General features: G+C 66.3%; 13 protein-coding genes. 6 read left to right on the top strand and 7 right to left on the bottom strand.

Translation table 11 applies throughout. The annotated features are described in order from the left end of the window. Window positions 1-138: 138 nt before the first annotated feature. Together flhC and flhD are read right to left on the bottom strand one after the other, a co-directional pair. Window positions 139-693 carry a flagellar transcriptional regulator FlhC gene (gene flhC, locus GJG85_RS01160; RefSeq protein WP_050015993.1) on the bottom strand — a complete coding sequence of 185 codons (555 nt, stop codon included), beginning with the start codon at window positions 691-693 and terminating at the stop codon, window positions 139-141. A gap of 92 nt (window positions 694-785) precedes the next feature. Further along, window positions 786-1,106, bottom strand: coding sequence for a flagellar transcriptional regulator FlhD (gene flhD, locus GJG85_RS01155; RefSeq protein ID WP_011350590.1), 321 nt, complete (start codon window positions 1,104-1,106; stop codon window positions 786-788). Between the two features lie 666 nt (window positions 1,107-1,772). On the opposite strand from flhD, the gene GJG85_RS01150 reads away from it, so the two are divergent. Next, the gene (locus tag GJG85_RS01150) at window positions 1,773-2,837 is read left to right on the top strand and encodes a glycosyltransferase family 4 protein (protein ID WP_050015987.1); all 1,065 of its coding nucleotides are present in this window, start codon (window positions 1,773-1,775) and stop codon (window positions 2,835-2,837) included. Window positions 2,838-2,939: 102 nt separating this feature from the next. On the opposite strand, the gene GJG85_RS01145 is transcribed toward GJG85_RS01150, so the two are convergent. After that, on the bottom strand, window positions 2,940-3,236 hold the full coding sequence (locus GJG85_RS01145; RefSeq protein WP_006489320.1) for an H-NS histone family protein: 297 nt from the start codon (window positions 3,234-3,236) through the stop codon (window positions 2,940-2,942). 299 nt (window positions 3,237-3,535) lie between these two features. On the opposite strand from GJG85_RS01145, the gene aqpZ reads away from it, so the two are divergent. Next, on the top strand, window positions 3,536-4,276 hold the full coding sequence (gene aqpZ / locus GJG85_RS01140; protein WP_050015977.1) for an aquaporin Z: 741 nt from the start codon (window positions 3,536-3,538) through the stop codon (window positions 4,274-4,276). A gap of 131 nt (window positions 4,277-4,407) precedes the next feature. On the opposite strand, the gene GJG85_RS01135 is transcribed toward aqpZ, so the two are convergent. Together GJG85_RS01135 and GJG85_RS01130 are read right to left on the bottom strand one after the other, a co-directional pair. Then, window positions 4,408-5,232: a Cof-type HAD-IIB family hydrolase gene (locus GJG85_RS01135; RefSeq protein ID WP_050015975.1), complete on the bottom strand. Its 825-nt coding sequence runs from the start codon at window positions 5,230-5,232 to the stop codon at window positions 4,408-4,410. A gap of 136 nt (window positions 5,233-5,368) precedes the next feature. After that, window positions 5,369-6,250 (bottom strand): BadF/BadG/BcrA/BcrD ATPase family protein, encoded by an 882-nt coding sequence (locus GJG85_RS01130; protein ID WP_050015973.1) that lies wholly within the window; start codon window positions 6,248-6,250, stop codon window positions 5,369-5,371. A 142-nt stretch (window positions 6,251-6,392) separates the two neighbouring features. On the opposite strand from GJG85_RS01130, the gene GJG85_RS01125 reads away from it, so the two are divergent. Next, on the top strand, window positions 6,393-6,995 hold the full coding sequence (locus GJG85_RS01125) for a DNA-3-methyladenine glycosylase I (protein WP_050015971.1): 603 nt from the start codon (window positions 6,393-6,395) through the stop codon (window positions 6,993-6,995). Window positions 6,996-7,085: 90 nt separating this feature from the next. On the opposite strand, the gene GJG85_RS01120 is transcribed toward GJG85_RS01125, so the two are convergent. Beyond that, window positions 7,086-8,327 carry a PepSY-associated TM helix domain-containing protein gene (locus GJG85_RS01120; protein WP_050015969.1) on the bottom strand — a complete coding sequence of 414 codons (1,242 nt, stop codon included), beginning with the start codon at window positions 8,325-8,327 and terminating at the stop codon, window positions 7,086-7,088. A 386-nt stretch (window positions 8,328-8,713) separates the two neighbouring features. Continuing rightward, window positions 8,714-8,926 carry a 30S ribosomal protein S21 gene (rpsU, locus tag GJG85_RS01115; RefSeq protein WP_006401410.1) on the bottom strand — a complete coding sequence of 71 codons (213 nt, stop codon included), beginning with the start codon at window positions 8,924-8,926 and terminating at the stop codon, window positions 8,714-8,716. 521 nt (window positions 8,927-9,447) lie between these two features. Between rpsU and GJG85_RS01110 the strand changes: the two genes are divergently transcribed. The 3 genes from GJG85_RS01110 to GJG85_RS01100 all read left to right on the top strand — a co-directional run bounded on the left by GJG85_RS01110 (window position 9,448) and on the right by GJG85_RS01100 (window position 12,161). After that, window positions 9,448-10,266 carry a flagellin domain-containing protein gene (locus GJG85_RS01110; RefSeq protein WP_027783219.1) on the top strand — a complete coding sequence of 273 codons (819 nt, stop codon included), beginning with the start codon at window positions 9,448-9,450 and terminating at the stop codon, window positions 10,264-10,266. A gap of 153 nt (window positions 10,267-10,419) precedes the next feature. Next, window positions 10,420-11,835, top strand: a complete 1,416-nt coding sequence (gene fliD / locus GJG85_RS01105) for a flagellar filament capping protein FliD (protein ID WP_204383553.1) — start codon at window positions 10,420-10,422, stop codon at window positions 11,833-11,835. A 29-nt stretch (window positions 11,836-11,864) separates the two neighbouring features. Then, window positions 11,865-12,161, top strand: coding sequence for a flagellar protein FliT (locus tag GJG85_RS01100; RefSeq protein ID WP_027783217.1), 297 nt, complete (start codon window positions 11,865-11,867; stop codon window positions 12,159-12,161). Window positions 12,162-12,300 lie beyond the last annotated feature (139 nt).

Here is a 12,300-nt window from a genome sequence, read left to right as displayed (position 1 = left end):
GACCGCCGTTAAACAGGTTTACGGCAGTCGGCAGGAAAACTTTCGCGGCCGCCCGGCGGCAGCCCGACGGTGTTTACCAGCAATGCGTGGACGATTCGCGCGGCGCGCGGACGTCGCTCGCGGCCCGCCCGGCCGAGCTCAGGCCACGGCGGCGGCCAGTTCGGCGCGCGCGGCGGCGGCCTTGCGGGTCTTGCCGGCGCGCGACGGCGGCTGGCACAGGCCGCACACGAAACCTTGATGCGGATCATGCGCATGGGCGACGAAGTGGCCGCCGCAGCGCGTGCACGGCGTCATCTGCAGCATCCCCGAATCGAAGAAGCGCACCAGCGTCCACGCCCGCGTGAGGCTCAGCGCGGCCTCGTCGCCGGACAGGTTCACGTGCTCCAGATACAGCCGGTACGCCTTCACGATCGACTGGATCGGGTCGCAGCGGCCGTGGTCCTGCATGAACCGATACATGTTGTAGAACAGCGACGAGTGGATGTTCGGCTGCCACGTCATGAACCAGTCGGTCGAGAACGGCAGCATCCCCTTCGGCGGCGATACGCCCTTCAGTTCCTTGTACAGCTTGATCAGACGGTCCCGCGACAGGCTCGTCTCCGCCTCCAGCAGCTGCAGCCGGGCGCCCAGTTCGATGAGTTCGATGGCGAGGGTGATTTCCTTCACCTCGATCACGACGCTTTTGCTTGCCATGGTGATAACCGTCCGCTTGACGTTATGCGAATGAATGGCCAATACGCTGCCGGCCGGCGCGGCACGCCGGGACACACGCAAGGCGGGATGGATCAGCGGACGCCTTCGACCTGCTGCCCGGCCATCAGGATGGCCGAGTGGGCGTGCGCGACGACATCGCTGCGGCCCTTGTCGGCGAGCGACGACAGCAGCGCGTGATCATCGAAGCGGAAGCGGCACAGCATCTGGTTCGACGCGGCCAGCTTCACGGTCTGGGCGAGCGTGAGGTTGGCGAGCACGTCGGCGAGTTCCTGGGAAATGCCCATGCGAAACATGCCCATCGCCTTGTCTTCCCGCAGCAGTCGCTGCGCGAGGAGGAGGTACGACAGGTTGACCTCTTTGATCTCACTGAGCATTTCACTGGTAGCGCTCATGATTCCCCCGTTAAAAAGCTGTGCTTTGGCCATTCATGTTATGAAAACGTTTGCTCGATCAGCGCGCACTGGGCGCTCAGTCGGCTCGTTTATAGTCTTACAGGGCGAATTTTGGCCAAACGGGATTTATGTCGGTATCAGCGAAGTGGCGTATGCCATGCAGGATTTGTCTGTAAACCGTGTAGGAATTTTTCCGACAAGGCGAATTGAAAGGAGCCATCGGGAAAACGGGTTGCAACGCGGATTCGGTTGCGAAAGGGTCCGATCGCCGTCGCGCCGGTGGCGTAAGGCTTGCCGGCAGGGCGCCGGCAATCGGATCGGTAAAAATTATAGTGGTTTTTCACGATAGCGCAACAATAGTTATGGCTGTCGCGATTCGCGATTCCGTGCCCTTTTTGTCGGGGTTTTCGCGTATTTCATCGTGTAACAAGCCTTAAGTGTTTGAAAAAACACTCGAACCCCTCAGGGCGATATCGATAATGGACTTCAATGGGCGGCGGCGCGAGCCGTGCCGGCCCGCCCCGCAGCTTGCCGTCCGGCGCTCCGCGCACCCCGCCCAGGGCCCGGCCACGTATCGCGAACCGCGTGCGTCGGCAAGTTCCGCAACCTTGTAAGGGATCCGCATCAGCGCCGTCGCGCGCTCGGATCGACACAGGAGAAACCCCCATGCGAATTGCCCAGATCGCGCCGCTTTACGAAGCCGTTCCGCCGAAACTCTACGGCGGCACCGAGCGAGTCGTGTCCTACCTCACCGAGGCGCTCGTCGAACTCGGCCACGACGTGACGCTGTTCGCCAGCGGCGACTCCGTCACGTCGGCCCGTCTCGAGGCGGCGTGGCCGCGCGCGCTGCGGCTCGACCCGTCGGTCCGCGATTCGATGGCGCCCCACATGCGGCTCCTCGAGCAGGTCGCGCGGGTCGCGCACGAATTCGACGTGCTGCACTTTCACCTCGACTACCTGCCGTTCCCGCTGATGTCGCGCCTCGACACGCCCTACGTGACGACGCTGCACGGCCGTCTCGACCTGCCGGAGCTGCAGCCGGTGTTCGACGCGTTCCCGGATTCGCCGGTCGTGTCGATCTCGAACAACCAGCGCAAGCCGCTGCCGCAGGCCGCGTGGGCCGGCACCGTGTACCACGGGCTGCCCGACACGCTGCTCACGCCGCAGCCGGACGTGAAGCCCGAATACCTCGCGTTCCTCGGCCGGATCTGTCCCGAAAAGCGTGTCGACACCGCGATCCGGATCGCCGCGCAAAGCGGGCTGCCGCTGAAGATCGCCGCGAAGGTCGACAAGGCCGACGCCGACTACTTCAAGGAAGTGATCGAGCCGCTGCTCGGCCAGGCGCATGTCGAATTCATCGGCGAGATCAACGAAGCGCAAAAGCCCGCGTTCCTGTCCGGCGCGAAGGCGCTGCTGTTCCCGATCGACTGGCCGGAGCCGTTCGGCCTGGTGATGATCGAGGCGATGGCCTGCGGCACGCCGGTCGTCGCGTTCAACCGCGGCTCGGTGCCGGAAGTGATCGAGGACGGCGTGACCGGCTTCATCGTCGAGGACGTGCAGGGCGCGGTCGGCGCGCTGCACCGGATCGACAGCCTGTCGCGCACCGCGATCCGCGCGCGTTTCGACACGCGCTTCAGCTCGAAGGCGATGGCGCAGCGCTACGTCGAGACCTACGAATCGCTTTGCGCGGCCACCAAGCAACCGGCATTGCGCCGGGTCGCGGGCGCCTGACACGGAAATCCGCGCGGAAATCGGCGGTAAATCCGCGCGGAAATCGGCGCGCAAAAACAAAGAGCCGCATCGTCGATGCGGCTCTTTCCATTTGGCTTTCCGTCACTCGATCAGGAAACGATCGCGGTTTTTGCCAACGATCCAATTCGGCGGCTTGCCGCGCCCGCTCCAGGTTGCACCCGACTTCGGATCGCGGTATTTCGGCGGCAGCGGCGCCTTCTTCGGCGGACGCCCGCGCCGCGCTCGCTCCGCGAAGCCCAGATCCTGGGCCGTCAGGCCATATTCGGCAATCATGCGCTGGACATCGGCGATCACCGCCGCCACTTCCTGGCGCCGCACGTCGTCCGCCTGGGCTTGCAGATCGGCGATCTGCGCCTTGAGTTTCGCGTATTGAGACATTTTTCGACTCCCCTTTTCGATGATGCGGCCCCGGCGAATCCAGCCGGGACACCAACATCCGTTACGTCATCCGCACTGCCGCCCTGCCCTTCGAAATTAATGCTGCCATCTTTAACCGAATCGCCTATATCGAGAATGCGGACTTATTCTAATAAAAGGCATTCGCCAGCCATTCAAATTTAACAATCGTTTACCCTCCCGGGCCCGATTCATTTCCTATAATCCAGACCAATTCCCGGTAGCGCAATAAATCCGTTGCGTCGCCCCGGGTCTTCAACCCACCTGGACGAGGTCCTTACATGAATCTTTCTCAGCGTCTCGCTGCAGAGGTATTCGGCACGTTCTGGCTGGTGCTCGGCGGGTGCGGAAGCGCCGTGCTGGCCGCCGCCTTTCCGGGCCTCGGCATCGGCTTTGCCGGCGTCGCACTCGCCTTCGGCCTGACCGTGCTGACGATGGCATTCGCAATCGGCCACATCTCGGGTTGCCACCTGAATCCGGCGGTCAGCGTCGGCCTGACGGTCGCCGGCCGCTTCCCGGCACGCGATCTCGCGCCGTACATCGTCGCGCAGGTCGTCGGCGCGACGCTCGGCGCGTTCGTCCTGTACCTGATCGCAACCGGCAAGCCGGGTTTCGACGTGGTCGGCAGCGGCTTTGCGACGAACGGCTTCGGCGATCGCTCGCCCGGCCACTACTCGCTCGCCGCGGCGTTCATCTGCGAGGTCGTGATGACGGGCTTCTTCCTGTTCGTGATCCTCGGCGCGACCGACAAGCGCGCGCCGGCCGGCTTCGCGCCGATCGCAATCGGGCTGTGCCTGACGCTGATTCACCTGATCTCGATTCCGGTCACCAACACGTCGGTGAACCCGGCGCGCTCGACCGGCCCGGCGCTGTTCGTCGGCGGCGACGCGATCGGCCAGCTCTGGCTGTTCTGGATCGCGCCGCTGATCGGCGCGGCACTCGCCGGGATCATCTATCCGCTGGTCGCCGGGCGTGACGACGCCGTCGGCCTGCTGCCCGCATCCGCTCGCACAAGCGAATAAAACACTACGGGGTCAAGCGAGCAGAGCAGCGAGCCTCACGCTGTCGAAGAACACGAGGCAGGCAATTTCGACGGGCGCCCCTGGCGCCCGTTTTTCATTTCCGCGCACGGAAACGGCGCCGGGGCGGATGCTCAGGACGCGACGACGTCGTCTTCGAGCGAGAACAGCGTGCGCAGGTGGCGGGCGACGCCCGCGTCGAAGTTGTTGCCGATCCGCGGGATGTGCGGCAGCCGCGCCACCAGGTCGGGGTTCGCGTTGTTCATCATGAACGCGTGACCGGCGGTTTCGAGCAGGTCGATGTCGTTCATGTTGTCGCCGAACGCGATGCAGTGGCCGGTATCGATGCCGAGCCGCGCGAGCACCGTGCGCAGCGCGCGCCCCTTCGACACGTTCGCGGTCATCACTTCGAGGCAGTCGGGCAGCGAGTACGTGACGTACAGCTTATCGCCGAACTGCACGCGCATCTGCTCGGCGACGACCGCCAGATCGGCCGGTTCGCCGATATACAGCACCTTCGCGATATCCGCGCCGTCGTGCGCGGCCATGTCGGTCACGTCGTACCGGAAGCCCGAATCCTGGTGGAATTCGAGCAGGTGCGGCGCGTCGCGGTCGATCAGCCAGCCGTCGTTGGTGAACAGGTTGACGATCACGCGGCCGTGCGCGCCGACAACTTCCGGCTGCACGAGGCGGCGCACGATCGCTGCGTCGACGTCCTGCGCGTGGATCCTCGTGTCGTCCGGCGCATGCACGCGCGCGCCGTTCGACGTGATCAGGTACGGCCGGATGCCGAGCACGTCGCGAATGCCGGCGACGTCCGCATAGTGGCGCCCCGTGGCGATCACGAACTGCACGCCGTCGCGGTCGAGCCGGCGAACGGTGTCGATCGTGTACGGGTCCAGCTGGTGGTCGCTGTTCAGCAGCGTACCGTCGAGATCGGTGGCGATGACTTTGTACATGGGACGGGAGAGCGGCGCGCGCGGCACGGAGGAAGCGTCATTCTAACGTCGTGCCCGGCGGCGCGCCGGGCGGTTGCCGGCCACGCGCCGCCCGGGGTGCCGCTGCGGCGCGGCATCCATCCCGCTCGCGCTCCGCTCAGCCGCCCTCCGTCGCCCGTAACGCCTGCAGCGCGAGCCGCAGCGCGCCATGCGCCGAATCGTCGAGCGGCGCGCGCAGCCGGGCGGCGTGCCGCGCCGGCACGGCCGGCGCGAGCGCGTCCGCCAGCCCGCCGCACAGCGCGACCGGCAGCGCCTGCCGAGGATCGAGCGCGTCGATCATCTTGCCGATCTCGTCGCCGGCCTGCGCGATCAGCGCGCTCGCGACCGGATGCGTGCGGTGCGCGAACACGATCGGCGCGAGACGCGCGTAGATCGTCTGGTTCGCGTCGCACGACCACTGGACGAGCGCGTCGCGATCCTGCGCGCCCGTTTCCGCGAGCAGGGCCGTGGCGAACGCGTCGCGCGGCACGCGGCCGTCGAGCGCCTGTTGCGCATAGGCGAGCGCGCGCACGCCGAGCCACGCGCCGCTCGCCTCGTCGCCGGACGGAAAGCCGAAACCGCCCGCGATCCGGCACGCGCCGCCCGCATCGAGCGCCGCCGCGATGCTGCCGGTGCCGAGCGCGACGATGAGCCCCGGCGCGCCGCCATGCGCGCCGACGACAGTCGTATACGCGTCGCTCTCGACCGCGAGCGCGCCGAGCGGCGCCTGCGCGCGGAATGCGGCGAGCCACGCCGCGTTGTTGACGCCCGCGAGCCCGCAGCCAAGCGCGCACTGCGACCAGTCGAACGCGAGACCGGCGTGCGTGAACGCGTCCGCGCACGCCGCGCCGATCGACGCCCATGCGCGCTCGATGCCGAGACCGAGCCCCGACGGGCCGCCGCGCCCCTGCGCGAGCTCGCGCCCGTGCCGGTCGGCCAGCACCGCGCGCGTGCCCGTGCCGCCGCCGTCGATGCCGATCGCAAAAAGTAATGCCGCCATGCCTTCATCCCGCTGATTCGAACAGGCGCCAAGCTTAACCGGATCGGCGCCGCGCGCCCATCTGCCGTTCGGCCGGCTATCCCGCCAAAAGGGCTTCCGCTATGCTGGCGCGATCGAATCGATACTGAAAACGAGGCAGACGATGTCGCAGCGGTGCAACTGGGTGAAGACGGAAGCGGACGCTCACTACCACGATACCGAGTGGGGCGTGCCGTCGCACGACGATCGCCACCTGTTCGAAATGCTGATCCTGGAAGGCGCGCAGGCCGGGCTGTCGTGGTCGACGATCCTGAACAAGCGCGCGGGCTATCGCGAAGCGTTCGCCGATTTCGACGTCGATGCCGTCGCGCGCTTCACGCCCAAGCGCATCGAGAAATTGCTGGAGAACCCGGGCATCGTGCGCAACCGCGCGAAGGTCGAATCGGCGGTGACCAACGCGCGCGCGGTGCAGCGCATTCGCGAAGAGCATGGGTCGCTCGCCGCGTTCCTGTGGTCGTTCGTCGGCGACACGCCGATCCAGAATGCGTGGCAGTCGTACCGCGACGCGCCCGCATCGACCGGGCAGTCCGACGCGCTCAGCAAGGCGTTGAAGGCGTACGGCTGCAAGTTCGTCGGCTCGACGATCTGCTATGCGCTGATGCAGGCAACCGGCATGGTCAACGATCACGAAGCCGGCTGCCCGTGCCACGCGCAGTGCGCGGCGCTCGGCGGCAAGCAGCCGGCACGTCGGCGCAAGGCGAGCTGACGGCGCAGGCGCAAACGTGGCGCCGACGCTGCCCCGCGGCGGTTGCGCCGTCCGCGTGCTGCTTGCTGGTTGCCGCTTGCCGCCTAACCCTTACCGCGCGGCGCGCGACGACGACGTCGCCGGCACGACCGGCCGCGCGCTCCGCGCGGCCCGCGCGCGTGCGCTGCGCTTCTTCACCCAGATGCAGACGCCCGTCACGCTCAGCATCGCGATCACGATGCCGAGCACGCTCACGACCGCCCGTCCGGCGACCCCGGCGATCCGCCCCGAGTGCAGCGGAAACTGCGCCTGCATGAACAGGTCGCCGGCCGAACCGCGGCCCGGCACCTGCGCCGCGACGGGCTTGCCGGTCACCGCATTCCAGTACAGCCACGCATTGCCGAGCCCGACGTCGCCATGGTCGTTGCCCGGCGTGAAGAACCCGACCGCATAGGCATTCATCGCCGGCGCGAACAGCAGCGCGCCCGGCGGCGCGGCGAAACCCGCGTCGCGGCCGGCCGAGCGTGCGATCTCGACGATCCGTTCGCGCGGCAGCGCCTGGCTGCCCGGCCGGGCCGGCGGGAAATGTTCGGGATTCGTATACGGCGTTTCGGCGAGCGGCGAAACCAGCGACACCAGCGGGCGTACGACCGGAACGGCGAGGTTCATCGAGATCGACGTGACCGCGACGACGAGCAGCAGCCCCCACACCCACACGCCGCCCGAGCGGTGCAGGTCGAACACGAGCGGGTAGCCGCCGCGCCGCACGCGGAACGCGAACGACTTGCGCCAGCTTTTCAGGTTCGGAAACGCGAGCACGAGCGCGATCAGGCTGTCGATCGCCCACACGATGCCGACGACGCCCATCACCCAGAACCCGAAATTGATCCCGCCGTACACGGGCAGGAACAGCGAGTAGTGCAGCCGGTAGATGAACGGCATCAGGTCGAGCCGTGCGAGCGACAGTGCGCCCCATTCGCGGCGGCCCTGCACCGCGCCGGTCGCAGGATCGACGGCGATCTGGCTGAAACCGAGTGGGTACGGCCGGCCGGTCGCCGGATCGGTACGCGGCATCACGCCCGCCTGCAGCGTGTGTCCCGGTTCGACCGCGAGCGGCAGATAGGTCACCTGCACGCGCGGATCGGCGGCCTCGATGCGCGCCGCGAGTTCGAGCGGCGCAAGCGGCGCCGCGCCGCTGCGCGCGGTATAGAAATCCGGGTTCAGCGCCGCGTCGAGCTCATGGTCCCACGCAATCAGCGCGCCGGTGAGCCCCGCGACGAACAGGAACAGCGCGATGGCGAGCCCGAACCAGCGGTGCAGGCGCACGAGAAACGGTCGCAGGAACGCATTCATCGCGTGCGCAGCGAAAGTAAAGCGGGCCGGCACGCGCGGCGGCCCCGATTCGACGGGATGCAGTCCATTGGATGTCGGGCGCCGCGCGGCGATCGTCCGGCCCGATCAGGCGAGGCCGGATGCCGTTGTACGCGGCATGGAATTGTTGCGCGGTCGGCGGGTGTTGATACGATCCGCGACATTCTATACCAATGAGAATGATTCTTACTTGCGTTTTTACGCAAGCACGGGCACGTGTGCGGGAGCGCGACAGCCGGCTGCCGGACAGTCGGCGGAAACCGACCCACGGCAACGATCCCGAGGTTTCCCGGCCCGCAAAAGCAAAACGGCGGAGCGGCCTCTTTCGAGGCACACTCCGCCGTTTCGCGGCGAACCGTCAGATGCTCTTAGTGGAGCTTCTTCGGCAGCATCTGGCTGCGCAGGCGCTTGTGCAGGCGCTTGACGGCTGCTGCCTTCTTGCGCTTGCGGACTGCGGTCGGCTTTTCGTAAGACTGGCGCTCACGCAGTTCAGCGATCAGGCCATTTTTTTCGATAGCGCGACGAAAGCGGCGAATCGCCACTTCGAACGGCTCGTTTTCTTTCAGAAGAATCGTCGTCATGTCGTTCCTAAATTGCTTAAACGGTCAAAAACGTAGCGGCCAAGCGCCACGCACCGGCCATCCGAGCGTCCCCACAACAGGCGAAACGAGCGGAAATACGGCCTCGGAGGCCGGAAAAGAGAGGCGGAAAGCACCGCGAGTACGCTTCACAACCGCGTGCAGCGCCGCGTTTGACTGCCAGCAGACATGCCGAAACCGGCAAAGGCGTGACAGAAAATCTCAATTCTGCCCGCCATGATAGCAGGGAATCACAGACAAAACCACCCTTTTGTCGGTCGCGGGCAAACGTTCCGCCCAACCGCGCGATTCTCGCGCCACGGCCGCCACGCCGCCCGCCATGCCCCGTGCGCCTTCCCGGCGAAACCGATCCTTCGGTCCCGAATTTCCTCAAACATCCCGCTAAAGTTTTCGCCGGGTGCCGCCGTCAACCAGGAAAGGCGGGCAGCGCCAGACGCAAAAAAGCGCCACGCCGAAATCAGAACCTGTCTGTATCTCAGGCATTTTCCAAAACGAGGAAGCAAATGCTGAACATCAACACCAACATCCTTTCGCTGACGACGCAGACGAATCTGTCGGGCTCGCAAAGCGCACTGTCGCAAGCAATCAACCGCCTGTCGTCGGGCAAGCGCATCAACACCGCTGCTGACGATGCAGCAGGCCTGGCGATCTCGACGTCGCAAACGGCGGCAATCAATGCGCTGACGCAAGGTGTTGCAAACGCGAACAACGGCATCTCGATGATCCAGACCGCCAACGGCGCGCTGCAATCGACGGTCGACAACCTGCAGCGTATCCGTACGCTGGCGCAACAAGCGGGCGACGGCTCGCTGGATTCGAGCGCCCGCGCGAACCTGCAAGCTGAAGTGACGACGCGTCTCAGCGAAATCGACCGTGTCGCATCGCAAACGACGTTCAACAGCCAGACCATCCTGGGCGGCGCCGGCAGCGTCACGTTCCAGATCGGCGCAGCAGCGAACCAGGTCGTTACCGTCGACTTCGGCACGGCGAACTGGAACAGCACGGGCATGAGCGTGAACAGCCTGAGCGTCGCCACCCAGTCGGGCGCGCAATCGGCGATCACGGCGATCGACGCGGCACTGAAGCAAGTCAACACGTTCCAGGCAACGCTGGGCGCAGCACAGAACACGTTCCAGGCTGCGATCTCGACGACGCAAACCCAGGCAACCAACATGACCGCCGCTCGCTCGCAGATCACCGACGCGGACTTCGCGACGGAAACGGCGAACCTGAGCAAGGCGCAAGTGCTGCAGCAAGCTGGTATCTCGGTTCTGGCGCAAGCGAACTCGCTGCCGCAGCAAGTCCTGAAGCTCCTCGGCTAATCGAGCAGCACCCGCGGCGGGCCACGTGCCCGCCCGCCTCCGGGCACCGCCCGGACCGGAATTCTCCAGGGAGGCACGCCTCCCTCTTTGCATTGAACCGCGGCGCCCCGCCGCATCGCGCACGTTGATTGCGCGGACGACCGGAGCAACGGCATGGCCACCACCCCCGTCAGCAGCACGGACATCAGCACCATCCTGGCGAATGCAGGTCAATCGATCATCAGCGGCGCGACCAATTCGACGCTCGACGTCAATACGCTCGTCACGACGCTGGTGAACGCGAAGACGGCCGGGCAATTGCAGGCCCTGCAGACCCGACAGACGAACGACAATACGCAGCTGTCCGCGATCGGCCAGCTGAAGGGCGCGCTGTCCGCTCTGCAGACCGCGCTCACCGGCCTCTCGGACGGCACCGCGCTCGGCAGCCTGGCCGCGACGGCGAGCGGCACGGGCATCGCGACGACGATCAAGAGCGGCAGCGGCGCGGTGGCCGGTTCGTATTCGGTCAATGTCACGCAGCTCGCGACCGCCAACAAACTGTCGTCGGCCGGCGTGACGTCGGCGGACACGATCTCGGCCGGCTCGCTGAGCATCACGTTCGGCAGCAATCCCGCGTTCAACGTCAACGTGGCGGCCGGCGCGTCGCTGTCCGACATCGCGTCGTCGATCAACTCCGCGTCCGGCAATGCCGGCGTCACCGCGTCGGTCATCACAGGTTCGGACGGCCAGCATCTCGTGATGCAGTCGAACGCCACCGGCGCGGCCAACACGATCTCGATCACGGGCACCGGCGTCAATTCGAAACTGACGTCGGGGTACACGACGGTCACGCCGGCCGCCGACGCGAAGCTGACGATCGACGGCACGCCGGTGTCGAGCGCGTCGAACAACGTGTCGGGCGCGCTGACGGGCGTCACGCTGGCGCTGTCGCAAGCCGCGGTCGGCACGACGCAAACCGTCACGCTGTCGCAGGACACGGCCGCGGCGACGACCGCGATCAACAATTTCGCGACCGCGTATACCAACTTCGTGAATACCGCGAAATCGCTGTCGAGCTACGACGCGACCGCGAAGACCGCCGGCCCGCTGCTCGGCGACGCGATGCTGAACACGATCAGGAACACGCTCGCGACGACGCTCAGCAGCGGCGTCACGACGGGCGGCACGACCTATGCGCTCGGCAGCATCGGCATCAACGTGGACTCGACCGGCGCGATGTCGGTCGACACCGCCGCGCTGACCACCGCGCTCAAGTCGAACGGCTCCGCGGTGACGGCGATCTTCAACCAGACGAACGGCATCGCCCAGGCGCTCAATGCGAACATCAACTCGTACACGCAGACGTCCGGCCTGATCGACCAGCGCACCAACGCGATCAACGCCGATCTGAAGAGTGTGCAGGGTCAGGCGACGCAGCTGCAGAGCTACTCGGACCAGTTGACCAAGCAATACAATGCGCAGTTCACCGCGCTGAACACGCTGATGGCGACGATGGCGAACAACACCCGCTACCTGACCCAGCTGTTCGGCGGCCAGAACAGCGCCGGCGCGATGGCCAACAACAAGTAAGCCTCGGCCGCCCCCTTCGGAGCAGAACCATGACGAACGACACCCTGTCCCGCGCCTTCGACCTGACCCGTGCCATGCAGTCGGCGGCCGATGCGCGCGACTGGGTGCGCGTCGCGGCCCTCGCCGACGAACGCTCGCCGCTGCTGATGAACCTGTCCGGCGAGCAGACCCCGGACGTGCTGGACCAGGTGCGGCAGATCATGGCGATCGACGCGTCGATCACCGAGCATGCGCAGACGGACCGAGACCGCCTGGCTGCGGAATTTGCACAGTCCCGGGAGCGGATCAAGGCCGCGAGCCAGTACCAGAAGGCCGGCATGCTGTGACCGGCCGGGCGTCTCGCCCGCCGCGCACGTCGAATTAAAAGACGCCGCCAGTCGAGCGGTCCGTTGTCGCCGTACCGTCGAGCCGCTTCAATGCGGCTTTTTTTTCGCCTGCAGGCGGGAACGCGAGCCTGATCGCACC

The sequence above is a fragment of the Burkholderia sp. MS389 genome (genome assembly GCF_016899425.1).
GTDB lineage: Bacteria > Pseudomonadota > Gammaproteobacteria > Burkholderiales > Burkholderiaceae > Burkholderia > Burkholderia sola.
This window is presented reverse-complemented; position numbering and strand designations above follow the sequence as displayed.

Excerpts from the sequence above, each read along its gene's own strand:
- GJG85_RS01100 (WP_027783217.1), top strand. The coding sequence starts at position 11,865 with ATGACGAACGACACCCTGTCCCGCGCCTTCGACCTGACCCGTGCCATG.
- GJG85_RS01110 (WP_027783219.1), top strand. The coding sequence starts at position 9,448 with ATGCTGAACATCAACACCAACATCCTTTCGCTGACGACGCAGACGAAT.
- fliD (WP_204383553.1), top strand. The coding sequence starts at position 10,420 with ATGGCCACCACCCCCGTCAGCAGCACGGACATCAGCACCATCCTGGCG.
- aqpZ (WP_050015977.1), top strand. The coding sequence starts at position 3,536 with ATGAATCTTTCTCAGCGTCTCGCTGCAGAGGTATTCGGCACGTTCTGG.
- GJG85_RS01150 (WP_050015987.1), top strand. The coding sequence starts at position 1,773 with ATGCGAATTGCCCAGATCGCGCCGCTTTACGAAGCCGTTCCGCCGAAA.
- GJG85_RS01120 (WP_050015969.1), bottom strand. The coding sequence starts at position 8,327 with ATGAATGCGTTCCTGCGACCGTTTCTCGTGCGCCTGCACCGCTGGTTC.
- GJG85_RS01125 (WP_050015971.1), top strand. The coding sequence starts at position 6,393 with ATGTCGCAGCGGTGCAACTGGGTGAAGACGGAAGCGGACGCTCACTAC.
- rpsU (WP_006401410.1), bottom strand. The coding sequence starts at position 8,926 with ATGACGACGATTCTTCTGAAAGAAAACGAGCCGTTCGAAGTGGCGATT.
- flhC (WP_050015993.1), bottom strand. The coding sequence starts at position 693 with ATGGCAAGCAAAAGCGTCGTGATCGAGGTGAAGGAAATCACCCTCGCC.
- flhD (WP_011350590.1), bottom strand. The coding sequence starts at position 1,106 with ATGAGCGCTACCAGTGAAATGCTCAGTGAGATCAAAGAGGTCAACCTG.
- GJG85_RS01145 (WP_006489320.1), bottom strand. The coding sequence starts at position 3,236 with ATGTCTCAATACGCGAAACTCAAGGCGCAGATCGCCGATCTGCAAGCC.
- GJG85_RS01135 (WP_050015975.1), bottom strand. The coding sequence starts at position 5,232 with ATGTACAAAGTCATCGCCACCGATCTCGACGGTACGCTGCTGAACAGC.
- GJG85_RS01130 (WP_050015973.1), bottom strand. The coding sequence starts at position 6,250 with ATGGCGGCATTACTTTTTGCGATCGGCATCGACGGCGGCGGCACGGGC.